At 69.2% G+C, this 12,708-nt stretch carries 12 protein-coding genes; 4 read left to right on the plus strand and 8 right to left on the minus strand.

Going from position 1 to position 12,708, the window contains the following annotated elements; all coding sequences use genetic code 11:
- Window positions 1-18: 18 nt before the first annotated feature.
- On the plus strand, window positions 19-1,389 hold the full coding sequence (locus ABZY89_RS08295) for a pyridoxal-dependent decarboxylase (protein WP_355226233.1): 1,371 nt from the start codon (window positions 19-21) through the stop codon (window positions 1,387-1,389).
- Window positions 1,390-1,532: 143 nt separating this feature from the next.
- On the opposite strand, the gene ABZY89_RS08300 is transcribed toward ABZY89_RS08295, so the two are convergent.
- Genes ABZY89_RS08300 through ABZY89_RS08315 form a run of 4 tightly spaced genes read right to left on the minus strand, consistent with a single transcriptional unit; the run spans window position 1,533 to window position 6,683 of the window.
- A complete protein-coding gene (locus ABZY89_RS08300; RefSeq protein WP_355226235.1) occupies window positions 1,533-3,224 on the minus strand; it encodes an FAD-dependent oxidoreductase in 1,692 nt (563 codons plus the stop codon).
- 51 nt (window positions 3,225-3,275) lie between these two features.
- The gene (locus ABZY89_RS08305) at window positions 3,276-4,055 is read right to left on the minus strand and encodes an alpha/beta fold hydrolase (RefSeq protein ID WP_355226237.1); all 780 of its coding nucleotides are present in this window, start codon (window positions 4,053-4,055) and stop codon (window positions 3,276-3,278) included.
- Between the two features lie 13 nt (window positions 4,056-4,068).
- The gene (locus ABZY89_RS08310) at window positions 4,069-4,857 is read right to left on the minus strand and encodes a hypothetical protein (protein WP_355226239.1); all 789 of its coding nucleotides are present in this window, start codon (window positions 4,855-4,857) and stop codon (window positions 4,069-4,071) included.
- Between the two features lie 47 nt (window positions 4,858-4,904).
- Window positions 4,905-6,683 (minus strand): 3-hydroxybutyryl-CoA dehydrogenase, encoded by a 1,779-nt coding sequence (locus ABZY89_RS08315; RefSeq protein WP_355226241.1) that lies wholly within the window; start codon window positions 6,681-6,683, stop codon window positions 4,905-4,907.
- Between the two features lie 62 nt (window positions 6,684-6,745).
- Between ABZY89_RS08315 and ABZY89_RS08320 the strand changes: the two genes are divergently transcribed.
- Window positions 6,746-7,252, plus strand: a complete 507-nt coding sequence (locus ABZY89_RS08320; protein WP_355226243.1) for a polyketide cyclase — start codon at window positions 6,746-6,748, stop codon at window positions 7,250-7,252.
- 165 nt (window positions 7,253-7,417) lie between these two features.
- Here ABZY89_RS08320 and ABZY89_RS08325 read toward each other — a convergent pair whose 3' ends face one another.
- Window positions 7,418-8,584 carry a 3-hydroxyacyl-CoA dehydrogenase NAD-binding domain-containing protein gene (locus ABZY89_RS08325; protein ID WP_355226245.1) on the minus strand — a complete coding sequence of 389 codons (1,167 nt, stop codon included), beginning with the start codon at window positions 8,582-8,584 and terminating at the stop codon, window positions 7,418-7,420.
- A gap of 88 nt (window positions 8,585-8,672) precedes the next feature.
- On the opposite strand from ABZY89_RS08325, the gene nucS reads away from it, so the two are divergent.
- Complete coding sequence (gene nucS, locus ABZY89_RS08330; RefSeq protein ID WP_008362169.1) at window positions 8,673-9,347, plus strand: endonuclease NucS; 675 nt, start codon at window positions 8,673-8,675, stop codon at window positions 9,345-9,347.
- 134 nt (window positions 9,348-9,481) lie between these two features.
- The gene (locus ABZY89_RS08335; RefSeq protein WP_355226247.1) at window positions 9,482-9,685 is read left to right on the plus strand and encodes a hypothetical protein; all 204 of its coding nucleotides are present in this window, start codon (window positions 9,482-9,484) and stop codon (window positions 9,683-9,685) included.
- A 24-nt stretch (window positions 9,686-9,709) separates the two neighbouring features.
- Here the strand turns inward: ABZY89_RS08335 and ABZY89_RS08340 are convergent, their stop codons facing one another.
- The 3 genes from ABZY89_RS08340 to ABZY89_RS08350 all read right to left on the minus strand — a co-directional run bounded on the left by ABZY89_RS08340 (window position 9,710) and on the right by ABZY89_RS08350 (window position 12,705).
- Window positions 9,710-11,533 carry a 5'-nucleotidase C-terminal domain-containing protein gene (locus ABZY89_RS08340; protein WP_355226249.1) on the minus strand — a complete coding sequence of 608 codons (1,824 nt, stop codon included), beginning with the start codon at window positions 11,531-11,533 and terminating at the stop codon, window positions 9,710-9,712.
- A gap of 80 nt (window positions 11,534-11,613) precedes the next feature.
- Complete coding sequence (locus ABZY89_RS08345) at window positions 11,614-11,790, minus strand: hypothetical protein (RefSeq protein WP_008362162.1); 177 nt, start codon at window positions 11,788-11,790, stop codon at window positions 11,614-11,616.
- Between the two features lie 21 nt (window positions 11,791-11,811).
- On the minus strand, window positions 11,812-12,705 hold the full coding sequence (locus tag ABZY89_RS08350) for an FAD-dependent oxidoreductase (protein ID WP_355226250.1): 894 nt from the start codon (window positions 12,703-12,705) through the stop codon (window positions 11,812-11,814).
- Window positions 12,706-12,708 lie beyond the last annotated feature (3 nt).

Genomic DNA, 12,708 nt, shown 5'->3' on the forward strand with positions numbered 1-12,708 from the left:
AAGGCCTACCGTCGAAGGATGGACCCACGGCTCGACACAGACCTCGCCGGGATGACCGATCTCCTCGGCGCGATCCAGGACTACGCACAAGAGATCATCGCCGGACTCGACCACAGGCCGGTGACCTCTCCGTTCCGGCCGCCCTCCGTCGAGCGGCTACCGGTCCGGGGCGCCGGTGGCCAGGCCGCTCTGCGCCATTTCGAGACCCGCTGGGCGCCAGGCCTCTCGGCGAGCGCCGGCCCCCGCTACCTGGGCTTCGTCACCGGCGGCGCGACCCCGGCCGCGGTCGCCGGCGACTGGCTGACCTCGGTCTTCGACCAGAACACCATCACGGTCCAGGACTCCGCCGCCAGCGACCTGGAGCGCGAGACGGTGCGCTGGGTCCTCGACCTGCTGAACCTTCCCGGGGACTTCAGCGGGGCGTTCGTCACCGGCGCGACCATGTCCAACCTGACCGGGCTGGCGCTGGCCCGCGAGTGGCTCGGCGACCGGCTCGGAGTGTCGGTCTCGACCGAGGGCGTCGCCGCGCTCGGTGGGGTCGTCGTGCTCTCCGGCGCCGCCCACTCCACCGTCTCCAAGGCACTCTCCGTGCTCGGGCTGGGTCGCGACAGCCTCCAGCCGGTCGCCCTCCTCCCCGACCGCGATGCGGTCGACGTCGACGCGTTGCGGACCGCGCTGCGCGAACAGGACGGCCGGCCCGTGATCGTCGTCGCCAACGCCGGCACCGTGAACACCGGCGACTTCGACGACCTGGACGCCATCGCCGACCTCCGCGACGAGTTCCCGTTCTGGCTGCACGTCGACGGCGCCTTCGGCGCGTTCGCGGCTCTCTCCCCCGCGCACGCCCACCTCGTCGCCGGTCTCTCCCGCGCCGACTCGATCTGCGTCGATCTGCACAAGTGGCTCAACGTCCCCTACGACTCCGCGATCCAGCTCAGCCGCCACCAGGACCTCCAGGCCCGGGTCTTCAGCAATGCCTCGGCCTACATCGGCCTCCCTGGCACCTCCCCCGACTTCGTACACCTGACCCCGGAGAGCTCCCGCCGCCTGCGCGCCCTGCCTGCCTGGTTCACCCTGTACGCCTACGGCCGCGAGGGCCACCGCGAGATCGTCGAGCGCACCATCGCGCTCGCTCGCCGGGTTGGGAGTCGGCTCGCCGAGATCGACGGGGTCGAGCTGCTCGCGCCTGTCCGGCTCAACATCGTCTGCCTGCAGGTCCCTGGCGACCCTGCCTTGCTCGCTCGCCGGGTCGCCGATACCGGCGTGACCTTCGTGACCCCTACGGTTCATCACGGCACTCCCGCCTTGCGGTTGGCGTTCAGCAACTGGCGTACGTCCGAGGCGGATGCGGATCGCATCGTCGAGGTCTTCCGGCGGCTCTTGTCATAGCCATGCGCAGCTGGTCAAGCCGCGGGAGCAACCGAGCTGGTCGCCAGATCCGCCATCATTGCCAGCAGAGCTCAGGCTGCCTGCCACGACACCGACGGCGAGGTCGACCCCATCGAGCCCGGCGTTGCCCGCCGTCCTAGGGCTCAGGCGCCGAACTCCCGAGCGCGTATCCGCGCGAGGTGGGCGTGCACCAGTGGGAGCACCGAGGCGCCCTCGCCGCTCGCAGAGGCGACCCGTTTCATGGATCCGGCGCGCGCGTCACCGACAGCGAAGACGCCCGGCACGGTCGTCTCCAGGCTCGCAGGCGGGTTCCCCTCGACCCACGCCTCTCGCGGTACGTCGCGGCCTGTCAGGACGAACCCGTGCTCGTCGAGCGCCACCGCCTCCGCCAGCCACGCACAGTCGGGTTCCGCTCCGAGCAGGCAGAAGAGGCCGTCGGCAGCGGTCTTGGTGTCCTCGCCGGTGTCCAGGTTCTCCAGTCGCAACCACTCCAGCTGGCCCTCGCCCCCGCCGTCGGCGACGACCGTGCGGGTCCGGACCTGGATGTTCGACGTCGCCTCGATCTCACGCACCAGATAGGCCGACATGGTCTCCGCGAGCTCATGACGGCGGACCAGGATCGTCACCTCGCTCGCGAACTTGGCGAGGTGGATGGCCGCCTGCCCGGCCGAGTTGCCCCCGCCGATCACGAAGACGGCACGGCCCTGCATCTCGCGCGCCATCGACGTCGCGGCCCCGTAGTAGACCCCCGCACCCACGAGGTCATCCACACCGGCGACCCCGAGACGCCGGTAGGTCACGCCCATCGCGAGCACGACCGTACGGGCGCAGAACTGCGCGCCGCGCACGTGCACGTGCTGGTGCTCGGGCTCATCGGCCGGGCCAGGCTCGATCCGGGTCACCGGGCGTCCGGTGAAGAAGCGCGCACCGAACCGTCCGGCCTGGATGCGGGATCGCTGGGCGAGGCGCATGCCTGAGATCCCGCGCGGGAAGCCGAGGTAGTTGCGGATCATGGAGCTGGAGCCCGCTTGGCCGCCGATCGCGTCGCGCTCCACGAGGACCGTCGCCAACCCCTCAGACGCCGCATAGACCGCCGCCGCGAGGCCCGCCGGTCCGCCGCCCACGATGGCGACGTCGGCGATCACGCCGTCCGGAATCTCGTCGAACCCGCCATAGATGGCCTCGGCGGCCGTCGCCGCCGTCGCCCCGGAGACCACGCGTCCCGTGAAGGTACGAACCAGAGGCAGCCGTGCGCCCGGGCCGGCGGCCTCGATGAGCTCCTGCGCCTCGTCGTCGCTCGGCCCGAGCGAGCGATGCGGGAAGCCCATGCGTTCCAGCAGGTCGCGCACCGCCGCCGCGTCGCGGTCGCCCGGCTCGGCCACGACGTCGGTCACGGTCACCAGGGGCCTGCCCACCGACCACCCCCACTCGGAGAGCAGCTCGATCAGCGCGGTGTGGAACTCCTCGTCCCGCGGGGCGCGCGGGATGAGCACGAAGGTGTCCATCTCGCGCTGGAGCGCCGCGGCGCGCAGGTCGTCGAGCGCATCGGCGAAGTCGTCCCACGAGACCAGCGCCACCCGGCGCGCCGTCGCCACGATGGCCGGTACGAGGTGCAGGAGCTCGATCGAGGTGCCTCCGTCGAGCACGTGCTCGGCGGCGACCATCGCGATCTGCGCACCCTCGGCCACGAGCCCGCGTGTCCTGTCGAGGCCCGCGGCGAACCCCACCACCGGCTCGATCCGGTAGTCACGGTCGTACCGTGCCCGGAACTCCTGCTCGAGGACGTCGGCGTGCTCGCCGCCGACCAGCACGATGACTGGCCTGTCGCGTTCCATGCCGCACAGCGTAGACGCCGCCCGGCCGGCGCTCGGTCCGTTTCCGGTGTCTCAGTCGCCGAGGAACTGACGCAGGGCCGCGAGGAAGGTCTCCGGCTTCTCGGAGTGGACCCAGTGCCCGGCGCCCTTGATCGTCACCTTGCGGTAGCGCGGGAACCATTCCTTCATCGCCGGCGCGTACTCGTCGGTGACGTAGTTGGACAGCTCGCCGGCCACCCACATCACGGGCCCGTCGTACGGGTCGTACGCCTTCAGCTCCTCGGCCGGCCAGTCGCCGATGCGGTCCAGGTCGCGGCCGAGGACGGGGAGGTTCATGGACCAGCGCCAGCTGTCGCCGTCGCGGCGCAGGTTCTGCAGCAGGAAGCCGCGGACCGTCGCGTCGGGGACCGCCTCCTGCATCCCGGCGTCGGCCTCCTCGCGGCGGGTGATGCGGTCCAGGTCGAGGCTCTGCATGGCGTCGACGTACGTCTTGAAGCCGCCGACGCGCTCGTAGACGACCGGGGACATGTCGGCCACGACGAGCTTGGCGACCAGCTCGGGGCGGGTGATCGCGAGCAGCATCGCCACCTTGCCGCCCATCGAGTGGCCGACCACGGTTGCGGGGTCCTCGGCCGAGAGCAGCTCCGCGACGGCCGCGGTCACCTCGAGGTAGTCGAAAGTGTCAGGCTGCGGGGAGCGACCGTGGTGAGGCAGGTCGACGAGAGTGACGCGATGCTTGTCGGCCAGCTGCTTGCCGAGCGTGTTCCAGTTGCGTCCCTGGCCGAAGAGTCCGTGCAGGAAGACAACACGACTTCCGGCTTCGCCGAGCTCGAGCGTATGAAGTGGTGGCACTCCGGAAGCGTACTCAGAAGTCGAAGCCGTCGAACATGTCGCCGATGCCGTCGCCGATCCCGCCGAACATGTCCCCCATGCCCTCGCCGATGCCGCCGATCGCGTCGCCCATGCCCTCGCCGATCTCACCGAAGGCATCGAAGCCGCCGAACGCGCTGAACATCAGCCCGGCGAACATCCAGTCCATCGGCGAGAAGGCGCCGAAGTAGCCGGCGGCGTAGGGCCGGTAGGCCGGGCCACCCTGCCAGTAGGGAACGCGCTCGTTGCCGACCATCACCTTGCGGGTGTCGGGCTCCGCGCCGACCTTGACGCGCTCGGCGTCGAGCGCACAGGCGGGTACGTCGCGGGTGGTGCCGCCCGGCGGCGCCCAGGCCACGTCCTCGACCGAGAGCCCGTGGCGGGGGTCGAAGAAGCACGGCGGGCGGCGCTTCGGCAGCGGCTCGCCGGCGACGCGTGCCTCGACGCAGGCGATCGCGTAGCGGCCGTCCTCGACGATCGTCGTGATCTTCTTGACGTCGTCGGGCACGGTCATCTTGTCGACTGTGCGCTTGGCGGTCTCGTACTCGTCAAGCGCGCGCTGGTAGTCGGCGTTGGCGCCCTCGTCGAGCTCCTTGCCGGCCATGTCCAGGTCGAGCCTCTGCAGCTCTTCACCGAAGGCGGTCACGTCCTCGAAGGCGAGCTGCTTGACCGGCTCGAGGTCAGCGCGCTGCTTTTCCAGCGCTCGCGCCTGCGAACGCTTGCTGGTCACTACCACGGTCCCGATCACCGCGACGACGATGAGAAGTGCGATCAGAAGTCCCACGTCTTTCAGCGTACTGCCACGGTGGTCGGGCCGGGAGGGACCTCTTGTCAGGAGTAGTCGCGGAAGCCCTTGCCGGTCTTGCGGCCGAGGTAACCGGCGGTGACCAGGTGCTCCAGCAGCGGCGCGGGCGCGAAGCCCGGCTCGCGGAACTCCAGGTAGAGCTCGCGCTCGATGGCCAGCGAGACGTCGTTACCGACGACGTCGAGCAGCTCGAATGGACCCATCGGCAGCGCACAGCCGAGCTTCATCGCGGTGTCGATGTCGTCGGCGGTCGCGTAGTGACCCTCGAGCATCTTGACCGCGTCGTTGAGGTAGGGGAAGAGCAGCGCGTTGACGATGAAGCCGGCCCGGTCCCCGCACGAGACCGGCGACTTGCCGACCTGCTTGCACAGGGCGCGGACGGTCTCGGAGACCTCCTCGTCCGTGGTGACGGTGGAGACGACCTCGACCAGCTTCATCACCGGCGCCGGGTTGAAGAAGTGCATCCCGACGACGTCCGACGGCCGCTTGGTCACCTTGGCCAGCTCGATGACCGGCAGGCTCGAGGTCGTGGTCGCCAGGATCGCGCCCGGCTTGCAGATGTCGTCGAGGTTCTCGAAGAGCGTGGTCTTGATGGCCAGGTCCTCGGCGATCGCCTCGACGACGATGTCGACGTCGGCCAGGTCGTCCAGCGAGGTGGTGCCGGTGAGCCGGCCGAGGATCTCCGGCTTCGCCGACTCCTCCAGCTTGCCCCGTCCGATCGCCTTGTCGAGGCTCTTGGTGATCCGTGCGGCGACACCGTCGACCTTGTCGGGGCTGCGCCCGACGTACGTCACGTCGTAGCCGCCCTTGGCGAAGACCTCGACGATCCCGGAGGCCATCGTGCCGGTGCCGACGACGCCGACCTTCGAGATCGGGCGGCGCAGCTCGTGGGTGGCGTCGGCGCTCGGGGTCAGCGCGTCCGGGACGACGACGGGCGAGTCGGCCGCTTCGTAGGTGTAGAAGCCGCGGCCCGACTTCCGCCCGAGCATCCCGGCGGTGACCATCTGCTTGAGGATCGGTGCGGGGGCGTGCAGCCGGTCGCGACCCTGGCGGTACATCGTGTCGAGGATCTCGTAGGAGGTGTCCAGGCCGATCAGGTCCAGCAGCGCGAGCGGTCCCATCGGGTAGCCGCAGCCCAGCCGCATCGCGGTGTCGATGTCCTCGCGGGTGGCGTAGTGGCCCTCGAACATCGAGACCGCGTGGTTCAGGTAGCCGAAGAGCAGCGCGTTGGCGATGAACCCGGCCCGGTCACCGCAGACCACCGGCGACTTGCCGACCTTGCCGACGACCTCGCGCACGTCCTCGAGCACCTCGGGCTCGGTGACCACGGTGCGTACGATCTCGACGAACTTCTGCACCGGGGCAGGGTTGAAGAAGTGCACGCCGACGACGCGCCCGGGGTGGTTCGAAGCGGTCGAGATCTCGGTCACCGACAGCGACGAGGTGTTGGTCGCCAGGATCGTCTCGGGAGCCACGATCTCGTCGAGGGTGGCGAGGATCGACTTCTTCAGCTCCAGCGACTCCACGACCGCCTCGACGACCATGTCGACGTCCTTGAGCGCCGTCGGGTCGGTGGCGAAGGAGATCCGGCCGAGCAGCGCCTCCTGCTCCTCCTCGCTGAGCTTTCCGCGCTTGACCGCGCGGCCCGTCGAGTGCGCCAGGTGGGCCTTGCCACGCTCGAGGCCCTCCTCGTCCCGCTCCACCCCGACCACGGTGAACCCGTTGCGGGCGAACACCTCCGCGATCCCGGCACCCATGGTGCCCAGGCCGACGACTCCGACTGTCTCGATCGTGCGCTCACTCATGCCCCGCATCCTGCCATGGGGTGACGTCCGGCACGCCGGTGATGCCGCTAGATTCGGGCGCTGTGACCGACCAGACCCAGGCCGCCGAACGCATCGAGGCCGAACGCATCGACGCCGAGCGGATCATCCCCGCCTCCCCCGCCGACATCTTCGCCGTTCTCATCGACCCCGACGGCCATGTGGCCATCGACGCCGCCGGCATGCTCCAGTCCGCGGAGGGGTCGCCGGTGAGCGCGGTCGGCGACCGGTTCATCGTCCACATGGACCGCGAGGCCCTCGGCGACTACCCGCTCGGCAAGTACGACGTCACCGTGATCGTCACCGGGTTCGAACCCGACCGGGCGATCGAGTGGACCATCGAAGGCACCGTCAAGCCGCCGATCGGCCACCGCTTCGGCTACGAGCTCGAGCAGCTCGACTCCGGTGACACCCGTGTCACCTCGTACTGCGACTGGTCCACCGCCCTCCCCGAGTGGAAGGCGATCTTCCCGGTGATCGACCAGAAGTCCATCCGGGCCACCCTGGGAATCCTGGAACGAGCCGTACGCCGCGGCTACCCCCGCCCCTGACCGAAGCGTCGCCCCCGCAGGCCGAGGCGTCACTCGCGCGAATCGAGTCGGCATCGCAGTGCCGACTCGATTCGCGTAGGTGACGCCTCGGCCGACGTACGTGACGCCTCGGCCGACGTACGTGACGCCTCGGCCGACGTACGTGACGCCTCGGCCGGGCCGGGATCAGTAGGTGTGGAAGCCCTCGCCGGTCTTGCGGCCGAGCTTGCCTTCCTGGACCTTCTCGACCAGCAGGGCGGCGGGGTCGAAGCCGGGCTCGCCGAACTCGTTGCGGAGCTCGGACTGGATGGCCAGGGAGACGTCGTTGCCGACGACGTCGAGGAGCTCGAAGGGACCCATCGGGAAGCCGGCGGTCTCCTTGATCGCGGCGTCGATCTCGGCGATGGCGACGCCGGACTCGTGCAGCTTGACCGCGTCGTTGAGGTAGGGGAACAGCAGCGCGTTGACGATGAAGCCGGAGCGGTCGCCGCAGGAGACCGGGACCTTCTTGACCGCGGTGGACAGCGCGCGCACCGTCTCGTCGACCTCGGGCGAAGTGAGGTCGGTGGTGACCACCTCGACGAGCTTCATGACCGGCGCGGGGTTGAAGAAGTGCATCCCGATGACGTCACCGGGGCGGGCGGTCACCTTGGCGAGCTCGGTGATCGGCATCGAGCTGGTGGTGGTGGCCAGGATGGCACCGGCCTTGGCGATCCGGTCGAGATCCTTGAAGAGCTCGGTCTTGACCTCGAGGTCCTCGGCGATGCCCTCGACGATCAGGTCGGCCTCGCCGAGATCCTCGCGCGAGGTGCTGCCGGTGAGTCGGCCGAGCACGGCGGCCTTGGTCTCCTCGTCCGAGCGGCCCTTCGCGATGGCCTTGTCGAGCGACTTGGTGATGCCGGCGACGACCCCGTCGAGCTTCTCCTGGGAGCGGCCGACGAAGACGACGTCGTACCCGGCCTGGGCGAAGACCTGGACGATGCCCGAGGCCATCGTGCCGGTGCCGACCACGCCGATCTTCTCGATCGTGTGGCGCAGCTCCGGAACCTTTGCGTGGTCCCCGGCCACCGCGGCGAACGTCCCGGTCTCGCCGGCGACCTTGGTGAGCAGGTCGGCGGGCTTGTGCAGGTTGTCGCCGGTCTCCTCGAAGCGGGCGAGCAGCGCGTCGCGTACGGCGGCGGCGCCGATCTCGTCGGCCGTGGCCAGCGGCCCCTGGGGGTAGCCGCAGCCGAAGCACATGGCGTTGTCGATGTCGGTGGCGGTGGCGTAGCCCGACTCGAGCATGCGAATGGCGTGGTTGAGGTAGGGCAGCACGAGCACGTCGTGGATGGAACCCTGGGTCGAAACCGTCATGCGACGGAAGACTGCCAAATTTATTACCCATGAGTAACCCCTGGTGGCGTGACGCTGCTCACACGGGACCATGCGATACGTTCTCCCGGTGAGACTCGTCGTTGCCACCTGCCAGGTCGACTACGCAGGGCGGCTCACCGCCCACCTTCCGATGGCCACCAGGGTGTTGATGCTCAAGGCCGACGGATCGGTGCTGGTCCACTCCGACGGGGGCTCCTACAAGCCCCTCAACTGGATGTCGCCGCCCTGCACCCTCTCGGAGGGCAAGTCCGAGGACGGCCGCGTCGAGTGGACCGTCACCTCCAAGACGGACGACACCCTGCGGATCCTGATCGACGAGATCCACCACGAGACCTCGCATGACCTCGGCATCGACCCCGGCCTGCAGAAGGACGGCGTCGAGAAGCACCTCCAGGAGCTCCTCGCCGACCACCCGGCGACGCTGGGCGAGGGCCTGACCCTCGTACGCCGGGAGTACCCGACCGCGATCGGGCCGGTCGACCTGATGTGCCGCGACGCCGACGGGAAGTCGGTCGCGGTCGAGATCAAGCGGCGCGGTGAGATCGACGGCGTCGAGCAACTGACGCGCTATCTCGAGCTGCTCAACCGCGACCCGCTGCTGGCCCCGGTACGCGGCATCTTCGCTGCTCAGGCGATCAAGCCCCAGGCCCGCGTGCTGGCCGAGGACCGCGGTATCACCTGCGCGATCGTCGACTACGACGCGCTCCGTGGCCTCGACGATCCGACCGAGAGACTCTTCTGACCAACAGTTGGTGCACGGTCAGGCAAGTTCACACAGGGGAAACGCCTTTCCTTACCTTTGAGTAGGAACAGCGTGACAAGATTCACGCCATGTCCATCAATTACTCGGGGCATGGCGTTGGGGGCCGCCTGTCCGTGAGCGACGTCGAGGCGATCATGATCGATCTCCTGACGATGCAGCAGATGCACACGGCAGAGTTCCACGCGATCAAGAGCCGGATGGAGCGCACCGACGCGGCGATCGACAGCGTCAACGCGCGCCTGGACAGCGTGGAGCGGCGGCTGGACGACCTGCTGATCTCGATGAGCCAGCTGCTCAACTGGGCCAACCCGCGCTGACCCGTCGCCCAACCGCCGTGGCGGCTACTCCACGGTGATCGGCTCACCACCGGAGACGAGGCGCCAGTCGACCGAGGCGAACGCGGCCGGGTCGATGACCTGGTGGGCAGTGACCCAGTCGATGAGCAGCTGCCGGATCTCGACCTGCTGGTTGTAGACCACGGTGGCGTCGGTGACGTGCGGGAAGCCGCCGCCACCAGACTGGCGGTAGTTGTTGACCGCGAGCACGAACTCCTGCGCGTCGGTCACCGCGACGCCGCCGTAGGCGAGGTTGGTGATCCGCGACCCCACCGCGACCGAGATGTCGATGTCGTAGGTCAGCGGCGCGTCCAGCCCGGCGATCGTGTCGAAGTTGTAGTCGGGCGTGCCGTTGGGCGCGGTGTCGGTCGGCGCGTTGGTCACGGCGTCGATCGGGAACGGGCCGGTGCCGCTGACCTGCTTGAAGTAGCGGGCGGTGAACTCGAGGTAGTCCTTGAGCTGGGCGCCGGTGATGCGCACCGCCATCAGGGTGTTGTCGTAGATGTAGAGGCCGGCCACGTCGCGTACGGTCACCTCGCCCGCAGGGAAGGCGGCGGCGCGGCTGAACGGCGCCGCGATCGAGATGACCGGCAGCTCTGCATCGGAGCCGGTGAGCGCCGCCTTGACCGCGTCGGCCTGGACGTAGTTGACGAAGTCGATGATGGGTACGTCCTCGACGACCGCCCGCGCGGCCAGCATCTCCACCGCCGAGGTGCCGACGACGGAGTTGACGTAGGAGACCACGACGTCGTGCTGCTCCTGCACGGCGGCCGAGACCTCCGGGTCGGGGTCGACGGTGTTGGAGTTGAGCGTCTGCGAGGTCGCCGACTGCAGGACCCAACGGGGCCGGCCGTGACGCTTCTCCCGGCGTACGACCAGGTCCATCACGGAGACGCGCATGCCCCAGTAGAGCGGCTCGGTCAGCAGCACCTGCTTGCCGGTCTCGGTGTTGGTGACGTAGCGCTGGGTGATCTCCCGGTGGGCGTGGCCGACGAGGATCGCGTCGACATCGGGCACCTGCTCCGCCACCAGGGTCGAGGCGTTCTCCGGGGGCAGCTCGTCGCCGTAGGAGCTGGAGGTGTCGGCGCCGGAGTGGGCGCTGATGATCACCAGGTCGCAGCCTGCCTTCTTGAGCTCGGGCACGAAGATCTTGGCCTGCTCGACCAGCCCCGGGAACTCCATCTTCCCCTCGACGTTGGCCTTGTCCCAGATCGCGATGCCGGGGTTGGTCAGACCGAGCACACCGACGCGGAGGCGGCGGCCGCGGCCCAGGTCGTAGTCCTTGATGATGTAGGGCGGGAAGACCGGCAGCTTGGTCGACGGGTCGACCGCGTTGGCGCCGAGCATCGGGAAGTTCACCTGCTCCTCGAACTTCCGGATCGTGTCGATGCCGTAGTTGAACTCGTGGTTGCCCAGCGCCGCGGCGTCGTAGCCGACCAGGTTCATCGCCCGCGCCATCGGGTGGATCGCGCCCTCGGTGATCGGGTCGATCCGGGCGTAGTAGTAGGCCAGCGGGGTGCCCTGGATGGTGTCACCGGCGTCGATGGTGAGGATCGGCTCGCCGCGACGATCCTCGCGGACGGCGTCGATCAGTGTCTTGACCTTGGCGACGCCGATCTCGTTACCCGCGCTGTTCGAGAACTCGGCGTTCTTGTAGTAGTCCCAGTTGAAGACGTTGCCGTGCAGGTCGGTCGTGCCGAGCACGGTCAGCCGGACCGTGTCAGGCTTGCCCGCGTGCGCCGGGGCAGCGGTGTAACCGGCAGCGCTCAGCGCCGCGGCGCCCGTGACAGCAGCACCGGACAGGACAGAGCGGCGGGTGGCGTGAGGCATCGGTAACGTCCTTGCGCGAGTGGGTAATGGAATGCAAGGCAATTCCTACCACCTCGGACGCAACTTGGCGGCGCCTTCCGTCAAGCAGCCAGATGCTTCTTCTTGACCGGCTTGCCGTCGAGGGTCACCAGACGGCGCTTCTTGACCGTCATCCCCTCGGGCAGGGTGCCCTCCTTGAGCATGCGGATCGGGCACCGCTTGCAGCGCGACTTCGACACGCAGCACTCCGTCTTGGGAGGCTTCCTCTTCTTGCCCACGCTCGAAGGGTAACAGCAGAGTTAGGCGTGCCTTACTTCCACGAGCGACGCCACCTCGGAGGCGCAACCCCAGCTCAGCGTCACTCCGGCGCCGCCGTGGCCGTAGCAGTGCACAACTCGTCCCTCGCGTTCCAGCCGGACCGAGGGCCGGGCCGGCCGGAGGCCGACCAGATGGGCCCTGACCTCGGCGTTCGCGATCTCCGGCACGGCTGCGGTGGCGTCTGCCAGGATCCGTTCAGCCGTACGCGGGTCCGGGCTCTGGTCCCAGGCGTGCGGAACCGACGTACCTCCGACCACGGTGTCACCACCGCGCGGGAAGACATAGGAGGGGGCGTCGCCCTCGGCCTCCAGCCACTCCTCGGTGGCGCCCGGCCCGAGGACGACGATCTGGCCCTGGACCGGGTAGAGGCTGGCGTCGCCGACCAGCTCCCGCGAGCCGAGTCCGGTCGCGTTGACCACGACGTCGGCGTCCAGGCTCGCCAGGTCGTCGACGGTCCCGGTCGTGATGTTCCCGCCCGCCGCGGTGATCCGCCGCTCGAGCCAGGGCAGGTAGATCGGCATCTCGGCGATCGGGACGGTGAACTCGGCGCGGCCCTCGGTCACGGTCAGGTCCGTGAGCGGCTCGGCCCACCACAGGTCGGCCTCGGGGTTGTGCTGGGTGCCGTGCACCATGCGTACGCCGGCCTCCGGCTCCTCCTCGGCCAGCCGGGCGAGCTCTCTGAAGGTCTCGGCCGCCCAGGCAGTCACCCGGTCGCGCGGCTCGGCGAGGTAGGGGAACCAGAACCCGCCGGCCACCGCCGAGGTGGTCCCGCTCGTCCGCTCCCGGCCGATCACGCTGACCTCGTGACCGGCTTCGAGCAGCCGTACCGCGCACGAGAGCCCGATGACTCCGGCTCCGACCACCGTTACTCGCATGCG

The sequence above is a fragment of the Nocardioides sp. NPDC006303 genome (genome assembly GCF_040613175.1).
Lineage (GTDB): Bacteria > Actinomycetota > Actinomycetes > Propionibacteriales > Nocardioidaceae > Nocardioides.

Bases quoted from the DNA above. Each gene is read 5' to 3' on its own strand.
- ABZY89_RS08350 (WP_355226250.1), bottom strand. From the start codon at position 12,705: ATGCGAGTAACGGTGGTCGGAGCCGGAGTCATCGGGCTCTCGTGCGCG.
- ABZY89_RS08300 (WP_355226235.1), bottom strand. From the start codon at position 3,224: ATGGAACGCGACAGGCCAGTCATCGTGCTGGTCGGCGGCGAGCACGCC.
- ABZY89_RS08325 (WP_355226245.1), bottom strand. From the start codon at position 8,584: ATGACGGTTTCGACCCAGGGTTCCATCCACGACGTGCTCGTGCTGCCC.
- ABZY89_RS08295 (WP_355226233.1), top strand. From the start codon at position 19: ATGGACCCACGGCTCGACACAGACCTCGCCGGGATGACCGATCTCCTC.
- ABZY89_RS08340 (WP_355226249.1), bottom strand. From the start codon at position 11,533: ATGCCTCACGCCACCCGCCGCTCTGTCCTGTCCGGTGCTGCTGTCACG.
- ABZY89_RS08315 (WP_355226241.1), bottom strand. From the start codon at position 6,683: ATGAGTGAGCGCACGATCGAGACAGTCGGAGTCGTCGGCCTGGGCACC.